Consider the following 25597-nt stretch of genomic DNA (forward strand, 5'->3'; position numbering starts at 1 on the left):
ACTGCCCGAGACTGCTCCCGCTGCGCGCAAATTTCCAGCCATGGCCGCACTTTGCCACAGCAATCGCGGCCATTTATCCTAGCGATGGAAGCGAGCGATCGTAAGCCGATGAAACTGCAGGTTTTTCGCCACCGGCCTGAACATCGGCTCCGATGGAACGAAGAGCACCCGGCCAGCGACCACGTGCTGTCGCTGCTCTTCCGCCAGCGCTTCCGGTCGCGGCACGATCACCTGCCAGTCGTCGCTGGCGGTGATCAGCCCGCGCGCAAAAGCATCCGCCATGCTGGCCTCAAGCACCAGCGCATTGCCGATCTCCAGCGCACCGCCGAGTTCACGCGGATGGATCGGCACGACCTGGAGGTGCTCATGCAGAATCAGAGCATCAGGAGCAAATTTCAACCCACTGATAGCGCAGCGAAAATTATAGGCCGTCAGTGCAAAGCGGTAAAACGCAAGGTGATTGTCGATCGAATGGGTGAACCCGGCCAAGGGCCGTTCGCCAAACCCATCCGGATCGTTTTCGTCGATCATCGCCACCCATCTCCGCAATAATCTTACGGAGATTTTACGATAGTGAAAACCACTAAGAAGAACTCACACAACAGCGTGTGCCGAGCCGGTCGTCACCGAAATGACATTTCAAAACTCCGGCCCCCGGCATAGACTGTCGGAACGCATTTCCATTTCCTTTGCCTCAGAGGAAACGAAATGCCTGAATGCGCCCATGCGCGGCACAAGATTGTCGATCAGGCCGGTAGAGATTTATCCCGGCCAGAACTAGATTGAAGCCAACCATAACTGGAGCGTCTCATGACCACGAAAACCCTCCTCCTCGCCGCCCTCCTGGCCGGCGTCGCCCTGCCCGCCTCCGTCCTCGCGCAGGATTTCGATCCGAACGCCTCCATCCGCATTGGCTCGCTCTATGAGCCGCAGAACCTCGACAACACCGCCGGCGCCGGCCAGGGCATCAACGAAGCCTTCAATGGCAATGTCTACGAAGCCCTCTTCCAATTGACCGATGCCGGTTCGGTCGAACCAAAACTCGTCGAAAGCTACGAAGCCAGCGAAGACGGCCTGACCTATACCTTCACGCTCAAGGACGGCGTCACCTTCCACTCCGGCGATCCGCTGACCTCGGCCGACGTAAAGTACTCGATCGAACGCGTCACCGCCGAAGCTTCCAAGAGCTCGCGCAAGCGCAGCCTGTCCACGATCACCGGTATCGAAACGCCCGATGACAAGACCGTGGTGATCACCCTTTCGGCTCGCTCGATCTCGCTGCCCTACAACCTCTCCTATGTCTGGATCGTCAACGACGCCGCCGCTGACATCACCGCAGTCGAAGACGGCACCGGCCCGTACCTCTTGGGCGAATGGCGCCGCGGTTCCGCTCTCGCGCTCGAGCGCTATGACGGCTACTGGGGCGAAGCCCCGACCAATGGCGAAGTTGTTTACACCTACTTCACCGACGCCACCGCGCTCAACAACGCGCTTCTGACAAACGCCGTCGACGTGATCACCTCGGTCCAGAGCCCGGATTCCCTGGCCCAGTTCACCGGCAACCCGGCCTTCACCGTCACGGAAGGCGCTTCCACCACCAAGGAACTGCTCGCATACAACGACCGCGTCGCCCCGTTCGACAATGTGAAAGTGCGAAAAGCCCTTGCCCGCGCCACCGACAAGGCACGCCTTCTCAACTCCATCTGGGGTGACTATGGCACGCTGATCGGCTCCTTCGTGCCGCCGACCGACCCGTGGTATGTCGACCTCACCGGCGTCGATGCCTATGACGTCGAAAGCGCCAAGGCGCTCCTCGCCGAAGCCGGCTATCCCGATGGTTTCGAATTCACCCTCGACACGCCCGACTACGATCCGCATCCGATCGTGGCGCAGTTCCTGCAGTCCGAATATGCCAAGATCGGCGTGAAGGTGAATATCAACATCATCACCGCCAACGAGTGGTACACCAAGATCTACCAGGAGAAGAATTTCGAGGCGACGCTGCAGGAGCACGTCAACCACCGCGATATCGTCTTCTACGGCAACCCCGACTTCTACTGGGGCTATAACAACCCCGACGTCGTCAAGCTCGTAGCCGACGCTGAATCCGCCGGTTCGGAAGCCGAACAGGTCGAAAAGCTGACGGAAGCCAACAAGATCATCGCGGAAGACGCAGCCGGCAACTGGCTCTACCTCTACCCGCAGATCGTCGTCTCGGCCGCCAACGTCACCGGCTACCCGATCAACGGCCTGAACTCCCAGTTCTTCGCCTACGACATCCAGAAGAGCGAATAGAGCTTAAACGCCTTAAATCTCTGATTGTGAACACTCTGTCCACCGGCCTTGCGGCCGGTGGCTTTGCCTTTCTGGCCCCGTTATTGTCTGCCGGACAAAGCGCAAGGAATTCGATCATTCTCGCCTATACCATCCGCCGCACGCTGATCCTGATCGCCTCGCTGTTCATCGCGGCCGTGGTGCTCTTTGTGCTTCTGCGCCTGCTCCCCGGCGATCCCGCAAATGCCCTTCTCGGTGTTGGCGCCACCGAACAGCAGATCGCCGCCGCCCGCGCTCAGGTTGGTTCCGACCAGCCGCTTTATGTTCAGTTCGGCGGCTTCATCGGCAATCTCGCACGGCTCGATCTAGGCACCTCCTTCGTCAGCCGCGCCTCGGTTCTCGAAGAGATCGGCAACCGCATGGCCGTCACCCTGCCGCTGACCTTCTTCGGCTTCGTCGTGGCCCTCGCGCTCGCCATCCCTCTCGGCATTCTGGCCGCCGTCCGCTCCAATAAATGGTATGGCGCCGCCATCTCCGTCATCTCCCAGCTTGGCATTGCCATTCCCGTCTTCTGGGTCGGCATTCTCCTGGTGACGCTCTTTTCCATCAATCTGCGCTGGCTTCCCTCGGGCGGGTTCTCCTTGAAAGGCTGGGCCAATTTCGGTGAAGCCATCACCGGCATGATCCTGCCCTCGCTCACCATCGGCCTCGTCATGGGCGCCTCGCTCCTGCGCTATGTCCGCGCCGCGACCCTCGATGTGCTCGGCAGCGATTTCCTCCGCACCGCCCGTGCCCTCGGCGCCAGTTTCCCCGAAGCCCTCATTCGCCACGGCATGCGCAATGGCGCCGTGCCGGTGATCTCAATCCTCGGCATCGAGCTCGCCAGCACCTTCCTCGGTGCCGTCGTCATCGAGCGCGTCTTTTCGCTGCCCGGCCTCGGGTCCATGCTGCTCCTCGCCATCCAGCAGCGCGACTATCCCAATGTGCAGGGCGTGCTCTTCATCTCGACCCTGCTCGTGCTGCTGATCGGCTTTGCCGCCGACATCGCCCAGCGCCTCATCGATCCGCGCCTCCGCGGCCGCGGGAGGGTGCTTGCATGAGCACCGCCACCATGACTGCCCCTGCCGACAAAAAATCCCATTCGTTGGCTCTGAAAGCCGGATTGCTGCTGGTGGGCATCCACGTCTTCGTGGGTCTTCTCACGCTCGTCTGGCTCCCCTACGACCCTACAGCCATGGCAGGCGGTCGCCTCGAAGGCCCGAGCCTCTTGCATTGGCTCGGCACCGATCGCCTCGGTCGCGATCTCTTCACCCAGATGATGATCGGCAGCCGCATTGCATTGATCGTCGGCATTGGCGCCGTCACGATTGGCGCGATCATAGGCGTCACCCTCGGCCTCCTCGCTGCCTTTGCCAGCAAGTGGCTCGACGATGCGCTGGCAGCGACGCTCGATATCCTCATCGCCTTCCCAACCCTGCTGATCGCCATGCTGGTGGTTGCGGCGAGCGACACGGCCAATCTCTGGTCCGCCATCATCGCGCTCGGCATCGCCCTCTCAGCCATCGTCGCGCGCCTTACCCGCATTCTCGCTAAGCGCGTACTGGTGATGGACTACATCACCGCCGCCCGCACCTCCGGCAGCTCCTGGCCAAAAATCGTGGCCATCCATATCCTGCCCAATATCTGGCCGACCCTCTCGGTCAATTTCGCCCTGCAGTTCGGCCTCGCCGTCATCGCCGAAGCCTCGCTGTCCTATCTCGGCCTCGGCGCCCCGCCGCCCAACGCCTCCTGGGGCCGCATCCTGCAGGAAGCCCAGGGCACAGTATACACAGCCCCCCTCGGCGCCATTGCCCCCGGTATCGCACTTGTGTCCCTCGCCATCGGCGTAAACCTCCTTGCCGACGGTCTGCGGGACACCATCGACCCGACGAGGCGCGCACGATGACCGCTCTCCTCTCCCTCGAAAATCTTTCCGTACACGCCGGCGGCAAAGCGCTGGTCTCCAACCTCTCCCTGTCCCTCAATCGCGGCGAAAGGCTAGGCCTTATCGGCGAATCCGGCTCCGGCAAATCCCTGACCTCACTCGCCGCCACCGGCCTCCTCCCGACGGGCCTATCCGCCTCCGGCTCCGCCATTCTTGCCGGAAAACAGGTCATCGGCGCCTCGGATCGCGAGTTGAACAAGCTGCGCGGCACGGCCGTCGCCATTGTCTTTCAGGAACCACTCACGGCCCTGGACCCGCTCATGCGCGTCGGCAAGCAAGTCGCAGAACCCCTCGCCCGCCGCGCCCAGCGCGATGGCGCGCCGCTCTCCGGTGCGGCGCTCGACAAAGCCGTTCTCGCCCTTCTCGACGAGGTCGCCCTGCCCGATCCGCAGCGCATGGCCACCTCCTACCCGCACGAGCTATCCGGCGGTCAGCGCCAGCGCATCGCCATCGCCATGGCGCTCGCCTGCAAGCCCGACCTGCTCATCGCCGACGAGCCGACAACCGCGCTCGACGTCACCACCCAGGCCGAAATCCTCGGCCTCCTCGACCGCCTCGTCCGCGAACGGAACATGGCTCTCCTCTTCATCAGCCACGACCTGCCCGTCGTCGCCAACACGGTCGAGCGCGTCGTCGTCCTCCGACAAGGCGAAACCGTCGAGGCCGGCAATGTCGCCGAAGTCTTCGGCAATCCCCGCCACGACTACACCAAAAGTCTCCTCGCCGCCGCCCGTCGCCTCGACGACGCCATGGAGGGCCGCGCATGAGCCTCGTCCGCGTCGATCACGTCAGTTTCGGCTACACGGCCAACCGCCGCATTCTCGATGATGTCTCGCTCGACATCGCACAAGGCGACACCATAGGCCTCGTCGGCGAAAGCGGCTCGGGCAAGACCACGCTTCTGCGCCTGCTGCTCGGTCTCACCCGCCCCGACAGCGGCACCATCACCTTCGACGGCCAACCGCTCGATCCGCGCAATGGCGCCTTCATGCGCGACTTCCGTCGCCAGGCGCAGGTGGTCTTTCAAGACCCCTATTCCTCGCTCGATCCGCGGCAGACGGTGCAATCCATCATCGCCGAACCCCTGCGCTCGCTCAAAATCCCCGGCGATCACACAAGGATGGTGGGCGACGCCCTCGAAGCCGTCGGCCTCGACCGCGACGTTGGAACGCGCTTCCCGCACCAATTCTCCGGCGGCCAGCGCCAACGCATCGCCATTGCCCGCGCCATCGTGCCCGGCCCGCGCTTGCTGCTCGCCGACGAAGCCGTCAGCGCCCTCGACCTGACGACCCGCATCCGTATCGTCGACCTCTTGGCGGGCCTCAGCAAAACCATGAGCCTACTGTTCGTTTCGCACGATATAGGCGTCGTCGCCGCGCTCTGCCGCCGCATCGTCATTCTCGAAAAAGGCCGCATCGTCGAAGCCGGCGATACCGCTGCCGTTCTCGCCAATCCCCAACATTCCTATACGCAGCGCCTGCTTGCCAGCGTGCCGCGCCTCACACTGAACAAGGTGCCGTCATGACCGACTACCCAACCCAATATGCCGAATGGCAGGCCAAGCGCCTTGCCGCCCTCAAGGCGCCCAATGGCTGGCTCAACATCATCGCCCGCGTCTGGCTCGCCGAAGGCACCGTCACCGTCGGCGCCGCCGCGGACAATGACATCATCCTCTCCTCAGGCCCGTCCTATGTCGGCAGCCTGACCCAGGACACAGATGGCCAGGTCACCTACACCCCGGCCGATGGCAGCGCCGCCCAGGTGCTGAAACTCTCAAAGTACAGCCCGCCGCGCTTCACCGCCGGAAACCTCCTGCTTGAGGTCACCTCGCTCAATGGCGAGAACGCCCTGCGCGTACGTGACACCACATCGGACGCGCCCAACCAGTTGAAGCCGCTCGAATATTTCCCGCTCGACCCGACCTGGCGCATCACCGCCGATTGGGTGGCCTTCGACGCGCCCAAGGGCCTGACCATCAGCACCTCCAAGGCGATCGAGACTGAGGTCGAAGCGACCCACAAGGCCGTCTTTATCCGCGACGGCGTGACCTATGAACTGCTCGCCACCCATGGCACGGCGGAATCCCCGCAATTCGTCATCCGCGACCAGACCTCGCGTGACTCGACCTATGCCGCCTGCCGCTTCGTCTATGGCGAAGACGTCACCGACAAGACCATCGTCCTCGACTTCAACAAGGCCATCAACCCGCCCTGCGCCTTTACGGAGCACGCCGTCTGCCCGCTGCCCCCGGCCGAAAACGTGCTGCCGATCCGCATCGAAGCCGGCGAAAAGCGCCTCCACGACTGATCTGCATCGAAACAGCAAAAGGCCCGGCAGCGTCACCACTACCGGGCCTTCTGTTTTGAATTTCTGCGCTATCGCCGTATCGCACGCACGAGGGCGATCAGGATACAGGCGCCGAGCAGGCCCGCGACCAGATAGCCGAGCCAGCCGCCAAACGAAATGCCGATGATGCCAAAGAGGAAGCTGGCAATCAGCGCGCCGACAATGCCGAGCACGATGTTGAGAAAAATCCCGGTATTGGTCTTCATGATGTTGGATGCAATCCAACCCGCCAGACCCCCGATAATGATCGCTGCAATCCAGCCGATACCTGCGTCGCCCATGTGAACCCCACAATTGAGAAAGACGGCTCGACCCGAGCCGCTTTAATCAACGCCGCAGGAACCAAACGGTTGCGTAGCCTAGAAATCGAAGGTCCAATGACCGTCGATTTCGGTAAAGCGCCCCATGCTCGGTGCGGACCAGCCTCTCCCGATCGAATAAAGCCGTACACGGCAGGTGACGACGCCGTTGGGGTGCTTGGCACAATCGGTGGCTTCTAGCTTCACGCGATCTTCGACGATCGCAACCCGCTGGCGTTCGAGAATGCGCGCATTGCTGAGCATGGCGTCGATCGCCTGCGTCGGCGTCGGTCCCCCCGCAATCAGCGGCGCCTCTCCGGAACTGCATCCTGCGAGTGCCAAAACCCCAACAATAGCCAGCATACCAAGCGGCCGTATCATGGAACCCTCCTCGCCCCACAGGCAGCCATCCTAGCAAGGAGAGGTAAACCTGGGGTGTAGCAGTCCCATCGAATACATCCGTACCATCTCGTACTGCTTCGGCTTGAATGCCAGTTCCAGCTTTGCTACACGCAAAACCAGACAATCCTAGTCATATAAGGAAAGCCCGTGTCAGGCAGTGCAACGACGCAGCAAACGCTGCGATTGGAAGGCATCGGGCTGAGCGTCGGCTATGGCGGCACCAATGTGCTCGACAATGTCGACCTCGCGATTCCCACCGGCGAGATCACCATTCTCATCGGCCCCAATGGGTGCGGAAAATCCACGCTGCTCAAGACCATGGCGCGCATCCTGACCCCATCCAAGGGCAGCGTGTTGCTCGATGGCAAGGCTATCCACCGCCTCGACACCAAGAGCGTTGCCGCCAAGCTTGGCCTGCTCCCGCAGGGCCCGATTGCCCCCGAAGGCCTGACCGTGCGCGAACTCGTCGCCCAAGGCCGCTTCCCGCATCAGACCCTGCTGCGCCAATGGACCCGGGCCGACGAGGATGCCGTCAATGGCGCCATGGATATTGCTGGCATTACCGATTTTGCCGATCGCAGCGTCGATACGCTCTCCGGCGGCCAGCGCCAGCGCTGCTGGGTAGCGATGGTCCTGGCCCAGGAAACCGACCTCATTCTCCTCGATGAGCCGACCACTTTCCTTGACCTAAAAGTGCAGGTCGACCTGATGGACCTTCTCGCCGGCCTCGCCCACCAGCGCGGCCGCACGCTGGTTATCGTCCTTCACGAACTCAGCCTCGCCGCCGCCTATGCCGACCATCTGGTAATGATGAAGGACGGCCAGATCGTCGCCACCGGCACGCCGGACGACATTTTTACCGCCGCCAGGTTGAAGGAGGTCTTCGACCTCGAAGCCAAGGTGCTGCGCGATCCCGACAGCGGCCGCATGGTTTGCGTTCCCTCGGGAACCCGCATGCGCAGCGTCGCACCCGTGACCGCGCGATGAGTACGATAGCCGCCCCCAATTCCGGCACGCATCCCGTCCGGGCCTGGAGCGGCGTCCCGGTGCTTCTCGGCGTTCTGGTCCTCGCCTTCCTGCTGCACATCGCCGTCGGCGCCAAGCAGCTCTCGATTGGTACCGTCATCGAAGCACTGACCAATTTCGACCAGACCGTCTTCGATCACGTCATCGTCCGCAACCTGCGCCTGCCCCGCGCCGTATTGGCTGTCATCGTCGGCGCTAGCCTTTCCCTTGCCGGCGCATTGATGCAGGGCGTCACGCGCAATCCGCTGGCCGATCCGGCCCTCCTCGGCCTCACCGCCGGCGCTGCCTTTGCCGTGGTCATCGCCACCAGCGTTCTGGGCCTCACCAGCATGATCTTCATTCCGTGGATCGCCATGCTGGGGGCGCTCGGCGCCGCGCTTGTCGTCTATCTCATCGCCCGCCTCGTGCCCGGCGGCGCCACCCCGCTCAGCCTCACCCTTTCCGGCGCCGCCATCTCGGCCTTCCTCAGCGCCGTCATCTCCGTCGTTCACCTGCTCGACCAGGACACCTTTGAGAACCTCCGCGTCTGGCTGACCGGAGGCCTCGCCGGTCGCGACATCACTCTGTTGCTCTATGTCGGCCCGCCAATCGCCCTCGCCCTCATTGGCGGCGTCCTCCTCGCCCCGCGCGTCACCGTCCTCGCCATGGGCGACGAGGTGGCCCAGGGACTCGGCGTAAAAACCGGCGCGCTAAAAGTGCAGTTGCTGGCCGTGGTCGTGGTGCTGACGGCGTGTTCCGTTGCCCTCGCAGGCCCGCTCGGCTTCATCGGCCTCGTTATCCCTCATGTCGTCCGCCTCTATGTCGGCTCCGACTATCGCTGGATCGTGCCCTATGCAGCCCTTGCCGGCGCCATCTATCTCCTCGGCGTCGATACCATTGCCCGCGTCGCCATCCCGCCGCGCGAAATTTCTACGGGCATCATCACCGCCATGATCGGCGCACCGCTCTTCGTCCAGCTCGTCCGCCGGAGGACCCGCTGATGTCGGCTCCTGCTCGCCACTGGGTCCTGCGCAGCAAATCCGAGCGGATCGCCCTGCGCCTCCCCGTCCGTGCCCTCGTGGCCCTCGCCCTGCTTTCGCTGGTTCTGCTCGTCACCTGCTGCGTAAGCCTCGCTACCGGCACCTATGGCGTCGCACTCAACGAAGTCATCGATACCTTGCGTGGTTTCAGCATCAGCCGCGCCATCGACAATGTCGTTTGGGAATTCCGTTTCCCCCGCACTCTCGCCGCCGCTCTCGTCGGCGCCATGATGGCGCTTTCGGGCGCCGCCCTGCAGAACACGACGCGCAACGGCCTTGCCGATCCCTCACTCGTGGGCGTCAGCCAGGGCGCCGCCCTCGCCGTCGTCTCCCTCACGGTCGTCTTCCCCGACGTCTCCGGCGCCCTCCGTCCCTGGGCTGCCTTTGCCGGCGCCATTCTTGTCGCCCTCGCCATTCAGGGCCTGTCCCACACTCGTCAGGGCGGCAGCGCTATTCGCTTCATTCTGATGGGCATCGGCCTTTCGACCTTCATCTCGTCGATCACCTCGGCCCTCATGACCTATGGCGATATCGACCGCGCCATGGCTGCCCTCTCCTGGCTCGCCGGCTCGATCAATGCGGCAAGCTGGAGCGATGTCTGGACGCTGGGCACCTGGTGCACCGTGCTGCTCCCCGCCCTCCTTGCCATCAGTCGCAGTTCCTCGGCCACCCGCATGGGCGAGGCCACGGCCATCAGCCTCGGCGTCCGCACAAAACTGATCCGCAACCTGCAGCTCGCCATCGCCGTGGCCCTCGCCGCCATCGCTACGTCGGTGGTCGGCCCGCTCGGCTTCGTCGGCCTCATCGCGCCCCATGCGGCGCGCCGCATCGCCCCGGCCGGCATCGGCCTCAATCTGCTGATCACCGCCATGGTGGGTGCCGCGCTCGTCTCGCTTGCCGATCTCGTCGGCCGCGCCGCCTTCGCCCCCATTCAAATTCCCGCCGGCCTGCTCACCGCCCTCATCGGCGTGCCGCTCTTCATCGTCCTGATGGTGCGCAGCCGTTCCACCGCATCACATTGATTTTGGAGGATTTCATGTCGTTTCGTTCAAACCTGCTCACCGCCGTCCTGGCTTTCGCCCTAGCCACACCGGCCCTCGCCCAGGAATTCCCGGTCACCATCGAGCACAAGTTCGGCACGACAGTCATCGAAGCCAAACCCGAGCGCGTCGCCAGCCTCGATTACGGCGGTATCGGCAACCTGCTCAAGCTCGGTGTCACTCCTGTCATCGTCCGCGAATGGCGCGACAAGTTTCCCTCTACGACCCCGCCTTGGGGCCAATCACTGCTGACGAGCGAACCCGTCGTCTTTGCCGGCGACATCGATCCGGAACTTGTGGCTTCAACCGATCCCGATGTCATCATCGCTCTCGCCTCCGGTATCGATGAAGACCTCTACGCCAAGCTAAGCCTCATCGCCCCCGTGGTCGCCATTCCAAGCGGCCTCGGCGACTATGAACTTCCCTGGGACCAGCGCGCCTTGATCGCCGCCCGCGCCCTTGGCGTCGAAGCCGAAGCGCAGAACCAGATCGACGCCATCCACGCTCGCTTTGCCGAAGTCCGCGAGAGCCATCCCGAATGGGCCGGTAAGACAGCCGTTGTCGGCCGCATCGTCGATGGCGAATTCAGCGCCTTCAACAAGCTCGATATCCGCGCCAAGTTCCTCAACGAATTCGGCTTCGTGACGCCCACAGCGCTCGACGCGATCACCGAAACCGCCTTCTTCAACCTCGTCTCACCCGAACTCATCGAGCCCATCGATGCCGACGTTATCGTCTGGTACGGCGGTTCGGCGGCTTTGCAGGAATCGCTTGATTACCCCGCCCGCCCCTTCCTCCAGGCGACCGCCAAGGGCGGCGAAATCTTCCTCACCGATGAGCACCTCGCAGCCATCGCCCGCCAGGAGCTTCTCTCCATTCCGGTTGCCGTCGATTTCCTCGTGCCGCTGCTCGAAGCCGCAGCCGACGGCGATCCGGCAACACCTGTCGAAGGCGCCCTCCAGTAATTCCGCTCTGACCTTTCGTGGAGATTATCCCGATGCTCTTCCGCACCGCCTTCGCTGCAATCACCCTCGCACTTGGCCTCGCCCTTCCGGCCCTCGCGCAGGAAACCCGCTCCGTCACCGCCGCCAACGGCACCTTCGACATTCCCGTCGCCCCGCAACGCATCGTTGCGCTCAATGACCAGATCGTTGCCCTGCCGCTCTATGAGCTGGGCGCCGCTTTGGTCGGCAGCGCCGGCCGGGTGGATGCCGATGGCAAAACGTACCTCCGCGGCGGCATGGACACGCTCGGTATCGATTACTCAAACACCGACATCAGATATGTCGGCCAGTTCAACGCCATCGACGTCGAAGCCATCGCCGCTTTGCAGCCCGATCTCATTATCGGCGGCACCTATACCGACCCGGCCGTGATCGACCAGCTTCAGGCCATCGCGCCGACCCTGGTCGTCGACAATGGCGCTCTCGGCCTCGTCGAAACCCTCCGCACCCTCGCCGATGTCAGCGGCCAGTCCGGCAATTTCGAGGCCCGCCACCAGCGCTATCTCGACAATGTCGAACGCACCAAATCCTATCTCGGCGACACCTCCGCCATTTCCGCGACCATGACCTTCATGTTCCCGGCCGGCGAAGAACTCTGGGTCTATCGCGCCAATCTCGGCGCCATCGCCCAAGTGCTCTCCGATCTTGGCTTTGCCCAGCCGACCGCTGTCGCTGCGCTCGAAGCGACGCAAGCCTCGTGGAGCGCCGAGCTGATCCAGGACCTCGATGCCGATTTCATCTTCGGTTTCTACCGCCAGCAGCCCGATGCGACGCCCGAAGCGGTGCGCGCAGCCTATGAAAAGTTCGCACCCGGCTGGTGCCAGGCCCTCACCGCCTGCCAGAAGGGCCAGATGGTCCTGCTGCCCGGGCCCGCTTTCGGCAGCACCATGGCCGGCCTCGATCTCGCGCTCGATCTCGTCGAGACGCATGTCGCCGGCCGTTCCTTCGTTCCATTTCAAGAAGCCAAGTAATGGGCAAGCACGTCTTCTGCACCGACCTCTGCCTCGAACGCGGCGAGCCCCTAGCCGGCACCGGTGATGCGCCCAAGCGCGTCCTCATGCTCGCCTGGCCACGCGGCAAATGGCGGACGCCACGCTGGGAGTCGGTCGATATGTCGCCCGAACTTTCGGAGGCCCTGCACCAGGCGGCCCATGCCAAACTGCATGTGGCATTGGTCGACAAGGTCGAGGCGGAAGGCAGCCTGCCCACGCTCCATGCCCTGCCGGAAAACGTCTATGCCGACTTTACCGATGAGGCGGAGCTGATCACAGCCATTCGCGACTATATCGCCGGCAAGGTGTTTGCGGGCACGCCGGACACGCGCCCCACCATCATCTGCTGCACCGATAGCCGGCGCGACGCCTGTTGCGCCCGCCATGGCTTCTCCACCTACAAGGCCCTGGTCAAGATCGCCGACCCGACCGAGTTCAACATCGTTCAGGCCACCCATATCGGCGGCTGCCGCTTTGCCGCCTCGCTCGTCGTCATGCCCCAGCGCCAGCGCTATGGCCGCATGACCGCCGAGCACGCCGAAGGCTTCCTCGATGCCATCGGCCGGAACGAAGTCTACCTCCCAACCTATAAGGGCCGCTCCGACGAGCCCGAACCGGCCCAGGTCGCCGAACTCGCCGCCCTCAAATGGGCCTCCGAAAATGGTCTGGGCACCGCGGCAGTGCACCTTGGCGGCCACATCCCCAAGGACGCCCACGAAGGCGACCTGCTCACCCTCGAGGCCGAGCTTGCCGGCGCCCGTCTTTCCATTCGCATGCACGCCCAGGATTTCATGGTCCAGGGCAATTGCGGCGTCGTTGCCGAAGGCGGCGGCGAGATGACCCTGCGCTGGTGTGTGGACGAGGTCATCGCCCAACCAAAGACAGCAGCACACTGAAATCGTCGAAAACGGGCCCCACCCGAAGCGACACTGGAGACTGGAAATGACTACCCTCACCCGCCACGCCGCGCTGATCGCAACGGCGGGCCTAGCCCTGCTGCTGGCTGCGCCGACCTTTGCTCAGGAAACACGCTCCTATACCGACGATGCCGGCCGCACCGTGGAAGTGCCGGTTGCGCCAAAGCGCATCGTCACCCTGCACGACAGCTCGCTCACCGTGCCGCTGGTCGAACTCGGTATCATCCCCGTCGGCGCCTTCGGCCGCAATGGCGAAGCCGGCCCCTTCATGCGCGGCGCCGCCACGCTGACCGGCGTGACCTTTGAAAATTCCAACATCGTCAATGTCGGCGCCTCGCCTGCCGATATCGAAGCCATCGCTGCGCTCGAACCCGATCTCATCATCACCTCGAGCTTCCAGGAAGCGCCGATCGAACAGCTCGAAGTCATCGCCCCGACCGTCTTCGTTGAAGACAATGTGCGCGGCGAACTCGCGACCTTCGAGGGCATTGCCGAGCTGACCAATACTCAGGATAAGCTCGCCATCCTCAAGTCGCGCTATCAGGCCCAGGTCGATCAGGTGAAGGCCGTTATCGGCGACCGGAACATCTCGGCCTCGATCATCCTGACCCAGGAAGGTCAGATCGCCGCCTGGCATACCTATGGCGTCATCGGCAAGGTTCTGCGCGATGCCGGCTTCACCTTCCCCGCCGTGATCGATGGGCTCGAAGGCACCGAGCGCACCTTCTTCTCGGGCGAAGAACTGCCGGCTTTCGACGCCGACTTCATGTTCCTCACCTACGACGCTGCCCGCGGCCAGAGCCCGCAGGACGCCATCGCCGATATCGAAACCGTCACGCCCAGCTTCTGCCAGTTCCTCACGGCCTGCGCCGGCGAACGCTTCGTGCTCGTGCCGCGCGAAGATGCCGTCGCCCGCTCCTATACCGCTGCCGGCATGATGGCTTCGGCCGTCCTCGCCGCCATTTCCGGCCGCGATCTCGACGCGCTGGCCGAATAATTGCGACCGGGAAACCCGATCATGTTCAAGCAACTCATCGCCGTCGGTATTTTGACCCTCACCGGCCTCACCGCCACCCTCGCCCAGGAAACCCGCAGCTTTACCGATGACGCCGGCCGCACGGTGGAAATCCCCACCAAGCCGCTGTGCATCGTTTCACTACAGGACCTTGCCATTACAGTGCCACTGCTCGAACTGGGCGTGACGCCCGTGGGCAGCCATGGCCGCACCACCGCCGAAGGCCAGCCGTTCATCCGTTCCAGCGACGTGTTAACCGGCATCGACTTCGACAATTCCGATATCAAGTTCGTCGGCAATCTGCCGGCCGATGTCGAAGCCGTCGCCGCGCTCGAGCCCGACCTGATCCTGACGACGCCCTGGCAGACTGCCCCGGTCGAGCAGCTCGCCGCCATCGCCCCCACCGTCGTCCTCGACGATGGCGCCCGCGGCGATCTCGGCATGCACGACATCCTCGCCGAATTGACCGGCACCGAAGACAAGCTGGCCGTTCTGAAAGCGCGCTACGAGGGCCAGATCGCCCAGATCAAGCGCCTCATCGACACCGCCAATATCTCGGTCAACGTTATTCAGGGCGTCGATGGCCAGGTTGCCGTCTGGCACACCTATGGTGCCCTGGGCAAAGTGCTGCGCGACGCGGGCTTCACCTTCCCCGATCGCGTCAACGCCATTAAAGGCGGCGATCCGGAACGCCTCAGCGGCGAAGCCCTGCCCGAACTCGATGCGGATTTCGTCTTCGCCACCTATCGCACCGACACGCTCGAAACTCCGGCCGATGCGAAGAAATTCCTCGAAGAAGTGCTGCCGAACTTCTGCGAATACCTTCACGCCTGCCGCGAGAACCAGCTCATCATCGTGCCCCGCGAAGAGGCCTCGGCCTCGTCCTATTATGGCCTCGGCGTATTGAGCTACATGATCATCTCGCAGATTTCGGGCCGCGATTTCGTGCCCATGCAGCGCTGACATCGCCCCGTCAAATCGACACCCGATAAATGATCCCCGCGAAAGCGGGGATCATCGTTTATGTCTGGGATTTCCGCTTTCGCAGAACTGACAGCGTGATAAGAAGAGGCCGCTTCCGTTCCATACATGTCATTCGAGATGCCGCGATGAGCAATTCCATTTTCGCTGAGATCGTTGCCGCCATCGGCGCACTGGCCGTGGCTATCCGCCATGGCGGCGAAAACAAGTCCCCGGTCTACGGCTCCAAGCCCGATATTCCCGCGCCCAAGGCGCAGGGCAGCATCCCGACGCTGAAAATGCCGACGGCCAAGGGCTGGGAAGGCGATCACAAGCCGACCGCCGCCGCTGGGCTCAAGGTCAATGCCTTCGCTAGGGGTCTCGACCATCCGCGCCAGGTCTATGTCCTCCCCAATGGCGACGTGCTGGTCGCTGAATCCATGGGTGAATCGGGCAAGCCCAGCTCGCTCTTCGATCACGCCATGTCGGCCACCATGCAGCGCGCCCGCGCCTCGGGCACCAGCCCCAATCGCGTGACGCTGCTGCGCGATGCCGATGGTGATGGCACCGCCGAAATCCGCCACGCCTATATCGAAAACGTCCGCCAGCCCTATGGCATGGTGCTCATTGGCTCGACGCTCTATGTCGGCGCCAGCGATGCGCTTCTTGCCTATCCCTACGATCCCGCGGCCACCAAGATCACCACGCCCGGCAAGAAGCTGATGGACCTCGTCCCCGGCGGCCACTGGACGCGTAATCTCATCGCCAGCAAGGACGGCACCAAGATCTACGTCGCCGTCGGTTCGCTGACCAATATCGGCGATGCCGGCATTGCAGCCGAAGAAAACCGCGCCTGCATCCACGAATATGACATCGCCACCGGCAAATCGCGCATCTATGGCGCCGGCCTCCGCAATGCAGTGGGCATGGCCTGGGAGCCGACCACCGATGTGCTCTGGACCGTCGTCAACGAGCGCGACGGTCTCGGCGACGAAACCCCGCCCGACTACCTGACCTCGGTGCGCGATGGCGGCTTCTATGGCTGGCCCTATTCCTATTGGGGCGTTGTCGACGATCGCGTGCCGCAGAGCGCGGCCCACCCGGCTTCCAAGCAGGATCACCCGGACTTTGCCCTCGGCGGTCACACCGCTTCGCTCGGCCTTTCCTGGGTTCCCGAAGGCACCTTGCCCGGCTTCCCCGCCGGCATGGCCATCGGTCAACATGGTTCCTGGAACCGCAGTAAGCTCAGCGGCTACAAGCTGACCTTCGTCGCCTTCGAAAACGGCAAGCCCGTCGGCCTGCCGCGCGATATCCTCACCGATTTCCTCTCAGCCGACGAAAAGTACTCCTACGGTCGCCCCGTTGGCGTCGCCGTCGCCGCCGACAAAGCCCTGCTCATGGCCGATGACGTGGGCGACGTGATCTGGCGCGTCACGGGCGCCTGAGACCGGACTTGACCATGCTCACTAAAACGCTCGGCGCAGGGCTCCTTGCCCTCGCCGCCTCCTCCATCGCCCTCGCCCAGGAACCCCTGACGCTGACTATCGGCGTGCAGGAAAGCGGCACCGTGCAGTGGGAAATCGAAACCATCAAGTCGCTCGGCCTCGACAAGGCCCATGGCCTCAATCTCGAAGTCCGTCCCCTTGCCGACAGCCGCGCCGGGCAGATCGCCCTGCAGGCCGGCGCGGTCGACGTGATCCTTTCCGATTTCGTCTGGGTCGCCGCCCAGCGCAACGATGGCAACCTCGTCACTATGGTGCCCCATTCGCTGACCGTTGGCGGCCTCATGGTCCCCGCCAACAGTGCCATTGCTGACGTCACCGGCCTCGAAGGCACAACCATCGGCGTTGCCGGCGGCCCCGCCGACAAGAGCTGGGTCATCCTTCAGGCCTATTTCGCCAGCAAGACCGGCAAAACCCTGCCCGAAGTTGCCGAAGCCCGTTTCGGCGCCCCGCCATTGGTCAACGAACTGCTGGGCAATGGCGGCGTCGATGCCGCCCTAAACTTCTGGCAGTGGAACGCCCGCGCCAAAGCCGCCGGCATGCACGAACTGCTTTCGGTAAAAACCATGCTGGCCGAACTTGGCGTCGCCGAGCCACCGCCGCTGCTGGGCTGGACTTTTACGGAAGCAACCGCCGAAGCGAAGCACGATGCCGTGGTCCGTTTCCTTGATACCTCCTTCACCGCCAAGGAAGTGCTTCTCACGGACGACACGGCCTGGGAAAATCTGACGGGCCTGATGGGCGCTGAGGATGATGCCGCGCTTTTCGCCCAACTGCGAGATGACTATCGGGCTGGCATCGTCTCCTCTTACAACCCTGAGGATACGAGCGCCGCCGAACAGACCTTTGCCCTCCTCGCCCGCTTCGGCGGCAGCGAAGTCGTGGGCGAAGGCCAGGAACTGTTGCCGGGGACATTTTGGCCGGGCTACCGCAAATAGGCGAGCCGCAGCGCGCAGGGCCCAAGCACGCCCTGCCGCTGCTCGAACTCCTGTCTTTCCCGATCCTGCTGCTGGTCTGGCAAGTCCTCGCCATGGTGCTGGCCCACAGGCTTTTTCCCTCGCCCATCGCGGTCGGTCAGGAAATGCTTCGCCTCGCGACAGAGGGAAAACTCCTCGCCGATCTCGCCAAAACGCTCTGGCGCGCCAGCCTCGCCTTCATTCTCGCCATGCTGATCGGCACCGCAATCGGCATCTTGATCGGCCGCAAAAGCTGGCTCGATCGCCTCTTTTCAAGCTGGCTCCTTGTCGGCCTCAACCTCCCGGCCATCGTCGTCGCCATCGCGCTCTATATCTGGCTTGGCCTCACCGAAACCGCGCTGATCCTCGCCGTCGTCATCAACAAGGTGCCGCTGGTCGCCACCACCATTCGGGAAGGCGTGCGCAGCTTCGCCCCCGAATTCGATGAACTCGCTCACGCCATGCGCTGGCCGGCCACAAAACGTCTCCGCCTGATATTCCTGCCCCAACTCATGCCCTTCGTCCTCGCCGCAGCGCGAACCGGCCTGTCGTTGATCTGGAAAATTGTCCTCGTCTTCGAAGTTCTGGGCAGCGATGGCGGCGTCGGCTACCGCGTCAGCCTTTTCTTCCAATTCTTCGACATTACCGGCGTGCTCGCCTACACCTCCGCCTTCATCCTTGTCGTCCTCGCGATTGAGTACGGAATGCTGCGCCCCATCGAACGGAGGGTGCTGCAATGGCGACCGGCCCAGGCCTGAAAATCTCGATCGACGAAAAGCGTTACCCCGGCAGCGCGGCTCCGACGTTCTCCGGCTTCAAAGCAGAGATCGCGCCTGGCAGCGTGACCGCCATCCTCGGCCCATCCGGCATCGGCAAATCGACACTCCTGCGCATCATCGCCGGCATCGACAGAGATTATTCCGGCCACGTGACCATCGACGGCCAACCCGCCGCCGAAGCCGCCCCACCGGGCTTCGTCTTCCAGGACCCGCGCCTGCTGCCCTGGCTCACTACGCTCGACAATATCCGAACCGCCGGCACTGGCGTCAGCACCGAACAAGCCATGGTCGCCCTCGGCAAGACCGGCCTTTCCGGCCAAGCAAGTCTCTACCCGCACCAGCTCTCCGGCGGCATGCAACGCCGCGCCGCCCTGGCTCGCGCCCTGACCCTCAATGCCGGGCTATTGCTTCTTGATGAGCCCTTCGTATCGCTCGACCGCACCCTCGTCGAGGAAATGTACGACCTGATCGCATCAGTCGCTGCCTCGAGCGGGCCGACGATGATCCTCGTCACCCACATAGTGGAAGATGCCGCCCGCCTCGCCGATCGCGTGCTGGTTCTATCCGGCACGCCTACCCAAATCGCGGCTAACCTGGCCTTCCCGCAGCCCCGCAACCAACGCGACCGGGATACGCTGGACACCTATCGCCGCCTGATCGAGGACGCGACCTAGCGTTCGTAGTCGATCGGCATGCCGATCGTCAGGCGAGCACGCGGCAATCCCTCAGGCGGTCGTGGCACCGGCGAACTGGCATAGACCAGGTCCCGTGCCGCCTGATCGAGGGAGGCAAAGCCGCTCGACCGGGCGATGCTCACAGACTGTACATTGCCAGCGGCGTCGATCGTGAACTGCACGATCACCCGCCCCTCTTCGCCGCGCTGCCGAGCATCCGCCGGATATTTCCGGCGCTGCCCAAGATGGCGCAGCACACTCGATTCCCAGCGGTTGACCTGCGAACTGCTTGGCTCCGACGTGGTCGACTGCTGCGGCGCCGCGGCCTGCTGCGCCTGCTGTTCCTGCGGCTTCGGTGCCGAAGCCTGCGTCGCCGCCTGTTGAGGAGGGGGCGTCCGGCGCGGCGGCGGCGTAAACTTGGTCGCTGGCGTATTTTCGCGCGTTTCCGCAATGCGCGACGACATGGTCACCGGCACGGGCAGGTTCGGATCGACAGGCTCAACCACCGGCTCTTCGGGAACGGGTTCTGGCACAGGCTCCGGCTCAGGAACCGGTTCGGGTTCTGGCTCCGGCGGCTTGACGATCTCTTCCGGCTCCACAACCGGCTCAGGCTCGGGCTCCGGCCGCTCGACAGTAGCCATCTGCCGCTGGATCACCACGGCCGGCTCCGGAACCTCGACTTCGGGCACCTCGATGATCGGCTCGACGGGTTCCGGCACGACCGCTGGTTCAGGCTCTGGAACAGGCTCCGGCGTGGGCTCTGGCTCCGGCAGCGGTTCAGGCGTCGGCTCGACCTCCGGCTCCGACGGCGGCTCGACTTCGGCCTCCGCCGTCTCGACGACGTCTTCAGGCTCGACAGCTTCTTCCGGTTCGACGACCTCTTCCGGTTCTACCACCTCTTCGGGCTCAATTTCCGGCTCAACTACCGGTTCGGGCTCCTCAATGGGCTCGGCTTCCGGATCCGGCTCCGCCTCACTCGGCGGCGTCGCCTCGGAAGCGGCTGAAAGCTCGCCCTCGGGCACGTCGAGTTCCTCGGTCACCGGCGAAACGGCGAACTCGGCAAATTCAACGACCATGGCACCGGGCGGTGGGCCTGCCGCCTGCTCTACCGGCACATAAGTCTGGTAGGCCCAATAGCCCCCCACGAGCCCCGCAATAACAAGCAGGCTCGCCGTGGTCCAAAGAACAACGTCGCCCTTGGTGGGACGCAAAAAGTCTTCCGCGACGAAGCTGTCGCCTGGCTTGGTCATTCTGCCGCCTGAGCGTCCTGGCCGTTCGGCACGGCCACGGCATTGGCCGATTCCAGACCCACCAGCGCGATGCGCACATAGCCGGACGAGCGCAAGAGGTTCATCGCCTCCATCAGGTCGCCATAGGCCACCGCCGCATCGGCGCGGAGGAACACACGCGTTTCGCGATCGCCTTCGGTCACCTTGTCAAGCGAGGCCGCAAGTGCCTCACGCGCAACTGTGTCATTGCCGATGGCTAGGCTCAAATCGTCCTTGAGCGTAACGAAAAGCGGCTCTTCCGGTCGCGGAGCCGGTGTCGCGTTGGAAACCGGCAGGTCGACATTGATATCGACCGTCGCCAGCGGCGCCGCCACCATGAAGATGATCAGCAGAACCAGCATGACGTCGATGAACGGCGTCACATTGATCTCGTGATTGACGTCGAGCTCGTCGCCCCCGCCTTCCTTGATCCGACCGGCCATGCCCCTACTCCGCCGCGAGAGCGGTCGGGCCGCGGGCAATGGCGAGAGCGGCACGATCAAGATCGCGGCTCACCAGACGCTCGATGCCGGCCGAAACATCGGCCAGCAACTGCCGGTAGCCGGTGACCGAACGGGCAAAGGCGTTGTAGATCACCACGGCCGGAATAGCGGCCACGAGACCAAAGGCCGTCGCCAGCAGCGCTTCGGCAATACCCGGCGCCACGACGGCAAGATTGGTCGTCTGTGTCTCAGCAATGCCCACAAAGGCATTCATGATGCCCCAGACGGTGCCGAAAAGTCCAACAAATGGCCCCACCGAACCGACGGAAGCCAAAATACCAAGGCTCTGCGAAATCTTGCGGCCCGCAGCCACTTCGATGCGGCCGAGGCGGGACGACACGCGTTCCTTGATGCCACCGGGATCGACCCGACCGACGAGATCGCGCGACATCTCCACTTCCTCGGCGGCCGCCTTGACCAGCATGGCGCCAAGCCCACGGCGAGTAGCCATAACAGCAGCAACGCTCTCGAGACTATCGGCCTTCAATACCTCGCGCAGCGCCTTATTGGCGCGACGACGAGCACCCGAAAGCTGCATGCTCTTGGCCACCCAGATGATCAGCGTAACGAGCGAAGCGGTGAGCAGCCCCACCATGACGCTCTTCACGACATAGTCGGCCGCCATGAACATGCCCCAGGGCGACAGATCGTGACCCTGAAGGCCCGTCTCAACCATAGGCAGATCTGACTCCGCCGTTGGCGCAACCGCAGGATCGGCCGCCACCGGCGCCGTTGTTTCCGCGGCAGGAGCAGACATTGCCGGGTTTGCGCCTGCGGGCGACGGCACCGCTGTTTCCGTATTCTGCGTAGGCGCGACGTCTGGGCTCACAGCCGGTGCAGCGGGCGCCGTTACCGCCGGAGCACTGTTCTGCACGGGCGCAGCCTCCTGGGCCACGCCCGGAAGGGCGAGGCCAGAAATGAGGAGAAGACCAGCGGCAGCGTAAAGCGCGCTTCTGTTGCGGTGCAGACGATCAGCCATGAGGACACTACCCTTGACACAGCACCTGCTGTCAACCGGGCGCCGGATCAACAGATCCGAGGCAACTCGCCCATGGGGCGCGGCACATGCAGAAGCTCAATGCCGCTCACCTATTAAAGATGACGTTTATTGTCAAGAAAACGGAAAGACGATTGAGCTGATCGCGCAAGGATTTGCACCGATCGCGAAGACCCACGTTCAAGCCAGCAGCTCCGGCGCTGCCAAAGCCGCGGCAAGACTGGTCTTGTCGAGCACGTCGCGCGAAGCCAGCGCTACCCGCGAAAACACATGCCGCAATTCGCAGCTTTCCTCCGATCGGCAATCCTCGCAACGCCGATAGGCGACGATGGAAAGACAAGGCAAAAGCGCAATCGGCCCATCGATCAGGCGCAACACCTCGCCGAACATCACCTCTTCCGCGGGGCGAATAAGCTCATAGCCGCCCGTGCGGCCGCGATGGCTGCGCACCAAGCCATTGCCTTTAAGCTGGAGCAGGATCTGCTCCAGAAACTTCTTCGGGATTTTCTCTTCTGTGGCGATCTCGCTGGTCATCAGCGTATTGCCGGGCCCCACCCGCGCGAGCGCAAGCAGGGCACGAAGCGCGTAGCGGGCCTTCTGGGAAATCACCGCGCGCTCCTGGAGAACTAGGACCAGTCGCCATTCAGCTCAGGCTGAGGCAAAAATGGCGTTTTTCGAGAACCGGAGCGGAACGTACATTTGGGTACGTGAGCACCGGAAGCGCAGAAAAATGTCATTTGCAGACCAGCATCAGCTTAATGGCGGTTGGTCCGTGGGCGGAAACAGCTTCCAGCGTTTGGGACGGAAGCTGATCTGGCTCCGCTCGCCGGCCGGATGATCGAAGGGAAGATCGATCTCCACCCGACGCGCTGCCCCGCCGATATCAAGCTCCACCCGGCGCGTACCGCCAACACGGCGACTGCTGGCAACAACGCCCGACAGAGCCGCATCGCCTTCGACCAGTTCGATATCGTGAGGACGGAAGAACAGGCGTGCCGCCCCCGACGCCTCTGGCGAGGAAATACCAATCGGCCGGTCGCCGAGCCAGATATCTCCACGCTCGATATTGACCGGCAGGGCGCTGGATTCGCCAATGAAGCCAAAGACGAAGGGCGATTGCGGCTGGTCATAGACCGTGTCCGGCGTACCCACCTGCTCGATCTTGCCCTGGCTCATCACGCAAAGCCGGTCGGCCAGTTCGAGCGCTTCTTCCTGATCGTGGGTCACGAAGACAGTCGTGTGGCCGGTACGATCATGAATTTCGCGCAACCACTTGCGCAATTCGCGACGCACCTGCGCATCGAGCGCCCCAAAAGGCTCATCGAGCAGCAACACGCCCGGCTCGATTGCAAGGGCCCGGGCCAGCGCCACGCGCTGGCGTTGGCCTCCGGACAGCTGGCTCGGATAGCGCTTTTCGAGACCCGAGAGCTGCACGAGATCTAGCAATTCCAGCGCCCGGCGCCGAATTTCCGCCTTGGACGGGCGCGTGGCGCGCGGCCGCACTTCGAGACCGAAGGAGACGTTTTCCAGAATCGTCATGTGCCGGAACAGCGCATAGTGCTGGAACACGAAGCCGATATTGCGCTCCTGCACGCTCTTTTCCGAAGCGTCCTCTTGCCCAAAGAAAATCTTGCCCGCCGTCGGCCGTTCGAGACCGGCGATCAGCCGCAGAAGCGTAGTCTTGCCCGAGCCCGATGGTCCCAAGAGCGCAATGAGCTCGCCCGACTTGATATCCAGCGACACATCGTGGAGCGCCGGAAACCGGTCGAATTCCTTGCGGACGTTTTGAACGCGTACTTCCATCTCTATTCCAGTTTAGTGGCCGCGACCGGTGGCAGCGAGTTCGTCGCCGAACCGCCATTCCAGCGCTGTTTTGAGAACCAGGGTGACGAGCGCCAGCAAGGCGAGGAGCGAGGCCAGCGCGAAGGCGGCCGTGCTCTGGTATTCATTGTAGAACATTTCGACCTGCAGCGGCATGGTCGTGGTCTGTCCGCGGATTTTGCCCGAAACCACCGCCACGGCGCCGAACTCGCCCATTGCACGCGCATTGCAGAGCAGCACGCCATAGAGCAGGCCCCATTTGATGTTGGGCAGGGTGACGCGCCAAAAGGTCTGCCAGCCGGACGCCCCGAGCGACAAGGCCGCTTCTTCGTCGCCCGAACCCTGATCCTGCATCAGCGGAATGAGCTCCCGCGCGACGAACGGAAAGGTCACGAAGATCGTGGCGAGCACGATGCCGGGCACGGCGAAAAGGATTTCGATATTGTAGGACCGCAGCCACGGCCCCAAAACGCTGCCCGAGCCGAAGAGCAGCACATAGACGAGCCCGGAGATCACCGGCGACACCGAAAACGGCAGGTCGATCAGGGTGGTCAGAAACGCCTTGCCCTTGAATTCGAACTTGGCGATCGCCCAGGATGCGGCGACGCCAAACACCACGTTGAGCGGCACGGCGATCACCGCAACCAGCAGGGTCAGCCTGATGGCCGAGAGCGCGTCCGGCTGCATAAGCGACTGGAAATAGACGCCAATCCCCTGGCGTAGCGCCTCCGAGAACACGGCAACGACCGGCAGCACTATGAACAGGGCCATGAACAGGAGACCCACAATGACCAGCAGCCAGCGGACGTAGAGCGGCTCATTGGTCGGCGATGTCTGGCGACGGGCATGCGATTTAGCTGCCATAGCCATATCTCCGGCGGCTCCAGGCCTGAATGAGGTTGATGACGAAGAGCATCACGAAGGAAATCGCCAGCATCACCGTGGCGATCACCGCCGCCCCGGCATAGTTGAATTCTTCGAGGCGAATGACGATCAGGAGCGGCGCGATTTCCGAGACGAATGGAATATTGCCGGCGATGAAGATCACCGAGCCATATTCGCCCACCGCGCGGGCAAAGGCCAGTGCAAAGCCGGTCATGATGGCCGGCGCCAGGCTCGGCAGCAGCACACGCGAAATGGTCTGAAAGCGATTGGCGCCCAGCGTTGCCGAAGCCTCTTCCACTTCCTTGCTGGTCTCTTCGAGAATCGGCTGGATGGTCCGCACCACGAAAGGCAGGCCGATGAAGATCATGGCAATGGTGATGCCGATAGGTGTGTAAGCAATGCGCCAACCCAATTGCGCCGCGAACTGCCCCACTATGCCATTGGGCGCATAGATCGCCGTAAGCGCAATGCCGGCAACGGCCGTCGGCAGCGCGAAGGGCAAATCGACCATGGCATCGAAAATGCGCCGGCCCGGGAAGCGATAGCGCACCAGCACCCAGGCGATCAGCGTGCCGAACACCACATTGATCCCTGCCGCGATCAGCGCCGTCACAAAGCTGGTGCGCAGCGAGGCAAGCACGCGTGGATCGAGCGCCGCGGCCCAGAACCCGTTCCAGCCGAGCCCAGCCGAGCGCAGCACCAGGGCCACTAGCGGCACTAGAATGATCAGCGAAAAATAGGCAAGGGTGAAACCAAAGGTCAGCCCGAAGCCTGGAATGACACTGGGTTGGCGAAAGCGGCCGAATCTACTCATGCGGCTTTCTCCAGCAGGGATGCGCTCACGAGGCATCCGGGTTGGTGCAGTTTTGGTCGGATCATGCAGGGGCCCGAAATTTCCGCCCAACTCTAGCCACCGAGTAGGGTTTCGCAAGGC

The 25597-nt window shown here is 63.3% G+C and carries 28 protein-coding genes; 18 read left to right on the plus strand and 10 right to left on the minus strand.

Annotated features, from left to right (window positions below):
* Positions 1–78: 78 nt before the first annotated feature.
* Positions 79–531, minus strand: a complete 453-nt coding sequence (locus JP75_RS14520) for a hypothetical protein (RefSeq protein ID WP_035084174.1) — start codon at positions 529–531, stop codon at positions 79–81.
* A gap of 279 nt (positions 532–810) precedes the next feature.
* Here JP75_RS14520 and JP75_RS14525 point away from each other — a divergent pair, with 279 nt between their 5' ends.
* From JP75_RS14525 to JP75_RS14550, 6 genes are all read left to right on the plus strand, one after another.
* The gene (locus tag JP75_RS14525) at positions 811–2295 is read left to right on the plus strand and encodes an ABC transporter substrate-binding protein (RefSeq protein WP_035084177.1); all 1485 of its coding nucleotides are present in this window, start codon (positions 811–813) and stop codon (positions 2293–2295) included.
* 131 nt (positions 2296–2426) lie between these two features.
* Positions 2427–3374, plus strand: coding sequence for an ABC transporter permease (locus tag JP75_RS14530; RefSeq protein WP_280113996.1), 948 nt, complete (start codon positions 2427–2429; stop codon positions 3372–3374).
* 11 nt (positions 3375–3385) lie between these two features.
* Complete coding sequence (locus JP75_RS14535) at positions 3386–4219, plus strand: ABC transporter permease (RefSeq protein ID WP_035084295.1); 834 nt, start codon at positions 3386–3388, stop codon at positions 4217–4219.
* Positions 4216–5025 carry an ATP-binding cassette domain-containing protein gene (locus JP75_RS14540; protein ID WP_035084179.1) on the plus strand — a complete coding sequence of 270 codons (810 nt, stop codon included), beginning with the start codon at positions 4216–4218 and terminating at the stop codon, positions 5023–5025. The genes JP75_RS14535 and JP75_RS14540 overlap by 4 nt, the downstream gene beginning before the upstream one ends.
* A complete protein-coding gene (locus JP75_RS14545) occupies positions 5022–5783 on the plus strand; it encodes an ABC transporter ATP-binding protein (protein ID WP_035084182.1) in 762 nt (253 codons plus the stop codon). The genes JP75_RS14540 and JP75_RS14545 overlap by 4 nt, the downstream gene beginning before the upstream one ends.
* Positions 5780–6565, plus strand: a complete 786-nt coding sequence (locus JP75_RS14550; protein WP_035084184.1) for a DUF1684 domain-containing protein — start codon at positions 5780–5782, stop codon at positions 6563–6565. Before JP75_RS14545 ends, JP75_RS14550 begins: the two co-directional genes overlap by 4 nt.
* A gap of 68 nt (positions 6566–6633) precedes the next feature.
* Here JP75_RS14550 and JP75_RS14555 read toward each other — a convergent pair whose 3' ends face one another.
* On the minus strand, positions 6634–6885 hold the full coding sequence (locus tag JP75_RS14555; protein WP_035084186.1) for a GlsB/YeaQ/YmgE family stress response membrane protein: 252 nt from the start codon (positions 6883–6885) through the stop codon (positions 6634–6636).
* Positions 6886–6963: 78 nt separating this feature from the next.
* Complete coding sequence (locus tag JP75_RS14560) at positions 6964–7284, minus strand: hypothetical protein (protein WP_035084188.1); 321 nt, start codon at positions 7282–7284, stop codon at positions 6964–6966.
* Between the two features lie 168 nt (positions 7285–7452).
* Between JP75_RS14560 and JP75_RS14565 the strand changes: the two genes are divergently transcribed.
* The 12 genes from JP75_RS14565 (at position 7453) to JP75_RS14620 (ending at position 19189) form a co-directional block, all read left to right on the plus strand.
* The gene (locus tag JP75_RS14565; protein WP_244446319.1) at positions 7453–8292 is read left to right on the plus strand and encodes an ABC transporter ATP-binding protein; all 840 of its coding nucleotides are present in this window, start codon (positions 7453–7455) and stop codon (positions 8290–8292) included.
* The gene (locus tag JP75_RS14570) at positions 8289–9311 is read left to right on the plus strand and encodes a FecCD family ABC transporter permease (protein ID WP_051960729.1); all 1023 of its coding nucleotides are present in this window, start codon (positions 8289–8291) and stop codon (positions 9309–9311) included. Before JP75_RS14565 ends, JP75_RS14570 begins: the two co-directional genes overlap by 4 nt.
* Positions 9311–10372, plus strand: coding sequence for a FecCD family ABC transporter permease (locus JP75_RS14575; protein WP_035084192.1), 1062 nt, complete (start codon positions 9311–9313; stop codon positions 10370–10372). The genes JP75_RS14570 and JP75_RS14575 overlap by 1 nt, the downstream gene beginning before the upstream one ends.
* A gap of 14 nt (positions 10373–10386) precedes the next feature.
* Positions 10387–11355: an ABC transporter substrate-binding protein gene (locus JP75_RS14580; RefSeq protein ID WP_035084193.1), complete on the plus strand. Its 969-nt coding sequence runs from the start codon at positions 10387–10389 to the stop codon at positions 11353–11355.
* A gap of 32 nt (positions 11356–11387) precedes the next feature.
* Positions 11388–12365: an ABC transporter substrate-binding protein gene (locus JP75_RS14585; RefSeq protein WP_051960730.1), complete on the plus strand. Its 978-nt coding sequence runs from the start codon at positions 11388–11390 to the stop codon at positions 12363–12365.
* On the plus strand, positions 12365–13282 hold the full coding sequence (locus JP75_RS14590; protein ID WP_051960731.1) for a sucrase ferredoxin: 918 nt from the start codon (positions 12365–12367) through the stop codon (positions 13280–13282). The genes JP75_RS14585 and JP75_RS14590 overlap by 1 nt, the downstream gene beginning before the upstream one ends.
* Before the next feature lie 46 nt (positions 13283–13328).
* A complete protein-coding gene (locus tag JP75_RS14595) occupies positions 13329–14300 on the plus strand; it encodes an ABC transporter substrate-binding protein (protein ID WP_035084195.1) in 972 nt (323 codons plus the stop codon).
* Positions 14301–14321: 21 nt separating this feature from the next.
* Positions 14322–15281 (plus strand): ABC transporter substrate-binding protein, encoded by a 960-nt coding sequence (locus JP75_RS14600; protein WP_035084197.1) that lies wholly within the window; start codon positions 14322–14324, stop codon positions 15279–15281.
* A gap of 146 nt (positions 15282–15427) precedes the next feature.
* Entirely contained in the window at positions 15428–16723 is a 1296-nt protein-coding gene (locus JP75_RS14605) for a PQQ-dependent sugar dehydrogenase (RefSeq protein ID WP_035084199.1), read from the plus strand.
* 14 nt (positions 16724–16737) lie between these two features.
* Positions 16738–17718, plus strand: a complete 981-nt coding sequence (locus JP75_RS14610; protein WP_035084305.1) for an ABC transporter substrate-binding protein — start codon at positions 16738–16740, stop codon at positions 17716–17718.
* A complete protein-coding gene (locus JP75_RS14615; RefSeq protein WP_244446320.1) occupies positions 17697–18494 on the plus strand; it encodes an ABC transporter permease in 798 nt (265 codons plus the stop codon). Before JP75_RS14610 ends, JP75_RS14615 begins: the two co-directional genes overlap by 22 nt.
* A complete protein-coding gene (locus JP75_RS14620) occupies positions 18473–19189 on the plus strand; it encodes an ABC transporter ATP-binding protein (RefSeq protein WP_035084201.1) in 717 nt (238 codons plus the stop codon). Before JP75_RS14615 ends, JP75_RS14620 begins: the two co-directional genes overlap by 22 nt.
* Here JP75_RS14620 and JP75_RS25375 read toward each other — a convergent pair.
* From JP75_RS25375 to cysT, 7 genes are all read right to left on the minus strand, one after another.
* Positions 19186–20439 (minus strand): energy transducer TonB, encoded by a 1254-nt coding sequence (locus JP75_RS25375; protein ID WP_051960732.1) that lies wholly within the window; start codon positions 20437–20439, stop codon positions 19186–19188. The two genes, JP75_RS14620 and JP75_RS25375, sit on opposite strands and share 4 nt — an antisense overlap.
* Entirely contained in the window at positions 20436–20900 is a 465-nt protein-coding gene (gene exbD, locus JP75_RS14630) for a TonB system transport protein ExbD (protein WP_035084203.1), read from the minus strand. Before exbD ends, JP75_RS25375 begins: the two co-directional genes overlap by 4 nt.
* A gap of 4 nt (positions 20901–20904) precedes the next feature.
* Positions 20905–21939, minus strand: a complete 1035-nt coding sequence (gene exbB, locus JP75_RS14635) for a tonB-system energizer ExbB (protein ID WP_051960733.1) — start codon at positions 21937–21939, stop codon at positions 20905–20907.
* Between the two features lie 198 nt (positions 21940–22137).
* Positions 22138–22566 (minus strand): RrF2 family transcriptional regulator, encoded by a 429-nt coding sequence (locus tag JP75_RS14640; protein ID WP_035084206.1) that lies wholly within the window; start codon positions 22564–22566, stop codon positions 22138–22140.
* Between the two features lie 141 nt (positions 22567–22707).
* Positions 22708–23760 carry a sulfate/molybdate ABC transporter ATP-binding protein gene (locus tag JP75_RS14645; RefSeq protein ID WP_035084209.1) on the minus strand — a complete coding sequence of 351 codons (1053 nt, stop codon included), beginning with the start codon at positions 23758–23760 and terminating at the stop codon, positions 22708–22710.
* A 12-nt stretch (positions 23761–23772) separates the two neighbouring features.
* Positions 23773–24648: a sulfate ABC transporter permease subunit CysW gene (gene cysW / locus JP75_RS14650; RefSeq protein WP_035084212.1), complete on the minus strand. Its 876-nt coding sequence runs from the start codon at positions 24646–24648 to the stop codon at positions 23773–23775.
* On the minus strand, positions 24632–25477 hold the full coding sequence (cysT, locus tag JP75_RS14655; RefSeq protein ID WP_035084216.1) for a sulfate ABC transporter permease subunit CysT: 846 nt from the start codon (positions 25475–25477) through the stop codon (positions 24632–24634). The genes cysW and cysT overlap by 17 nt, the downstream gene beginning before the upstream one ends.
* Between the last annotated feature and the right edge of the window lie 120 nt (positions 25478–25597).

The organism is Devosia riboflavina (genome assembly GCF_000743575.1).
In the GTDB taxonomy this organism is placed as follows: Bacteria; Pseudomonadota; Alphaproteobacteria; order Rhizobiales; family Devosiaceae; genus Devosia; species Devosia riboflavina.

Coding starts and splice junctions, on each gene's coding strand:
- JP75_RS14520 (WP_035084174.1), bottom strand. CDS start 531: ATGATCGACGAAAACGATCCGGATGGGTTTGGCGAACGGCCCTTGGCC.
- JP75_RS14525 (WP_035084177.1), top strand. CDS start 811: ATGACCACGAAAACCCTCCTCCTCGCCGCCCTCCTGGCCGGCGTCGCC.
- JP75_RS14535 (WP_035084295.1), top strand. CDS start 3,386: ATGACTGCCCCTGCCGACAAAAAATCCCATTCGTTGGCTCTGAAAGCC.
- JP75_RS14540 (WP_035084179.1), top strand. CDS start 4,216: ATGACCGCTCTCCTCTCCCTCGAAAATCTTTCCGTACACGCCGGCGGC.
- JP75_RS14545 (WP_035084182.1), top strand. CDS start 5,022: ATGAGCCTCGTCCGCGTCGATCACGTCAGTTTCGGCTACACGGCCAAC.
- JP75_RS14550 (WP_035084184.1), top strand. CDS start 5,780: ATGACCGACTACCCAACCCAATATGCCGAATGGCAGGCCAAGCGCCTT.
- JP75_RS14555 (WP_035084186.1), bottom strand. CDS start 6,885: ATGGGCGACGCAGGTATCGGCTGGATTGCAGCGATCATTATCGGGGGT.
- JP75_RS14560 (WP_035084188.1), bottom strand. CDS start 7,284: ATGATACGGCCGCTTGGTATGCTGGCTATTGTTGGGGTTTTGGCACTC.
- JP75_RS14570 (WP_051960729.1), top strand. CDS start 8,289: ATGAGTACGATAGCCGCCCCCAATTCCGGCACGCATCCCGTCCGGGCC.
- JP75_RS14575 (WP_035084192.1), top strand. CDS start 9,311: ATGTCGGCTCCTGCTCGCCACTGGGTCCTGCGCAGCAAATCCGAGCGG.
- JP75_RS14580 (WP_035084193.1), top strand. CDS start 10,387: ATGTCGTTTCGTTCAAACCTGCTCACCGCCGTCCTGGCTTTCGCCCTA.
- JP75_RS14585 (WP_051960730.1), top strand. CDS start 11,388: ATGCTCTTCCGCACCGCCTTCGCTGCAATCACCCTCGCACTTGGCCTC.
- JP75_RS14590 (WP_051960731.1), top strand. CDS start 12,365: ATGGGCAAGCACGTCTTCTGCACCGACCTCTGCCTCGAACGCGGCGAG.
- JP75_RS14595 (WP_035084195.1), top strand. CDS start 13,329: ATGACTACCCTCACCCGCCACGCCGCGCTGATCGCAACGGCGGGCCTA.
- JP75_RS14600 (WP_035084197.1), top strand. CDS start 14,322: ATGTTCAAGCAACTCATCGCCGTCGGTATTTTGACCCTCACCGGCCTC.
- JP75_RS14605 (WP_035084199.1), top strand. CDS start 15,428: ATGAGCAATTCCATTTTCGCTGAGATCGTTGCCGCCATCGGCGCACTG.
- JP75_RS14610 (WP_035084305.1), top strand. CDS start 16,738: ATGCTCACTAAAACGCTCGGCGCAGGGCTCCTTGCCCTCGCCGCCTCC.
- JP75_RS14620 (WP_035084201.1), top strand. CDS start 18,473: ATGGCGACCGGCCCAGGCCTGAAAATCTCGATCGACGAAAAGCGTTAC.
- JP75_RS25375 (WP_051960732.1), bottom strand. CDS start 20,439: ATGACCAAGCCAGGCGACAGCTTCGTCGCGGAAGACTTTTTGCGTCCC.
- exbD (WP_035084203.1), bottom strand. CDS start 20,900: ATGGCCGGTCGGATCAAGGAAGGCGGGGGCGACGAGCTCGACGTCAAT.
- exbB (WP_051960733.1), bottom strand. CDS start 21,939: ATGGCTGATCGTCTGCACCGCAACAGAAGCGCGCTTTACGCTGCCGCT.
- JP75_RS14645 (WP_035084209.1), bottom strand. CDS start 23,760: ATGGAAGTACGCGTTCAAAACGTCCGCAAGGAATTCGACCGGTTTCCG.
- cysW (WP_035084212.1), bottom strand. CDS start 24,648: ATGGCTATGGCAGCTAAATCGCATGCCCGTCGCCAGACATCGCCGACC.
- cysT (WP_035084216.1), bottom strand. CDS start 25,477: ATGAGTAGATTCGGCCGCTTTCGCCAACCCAGTGTCATTCCAGGCTTC.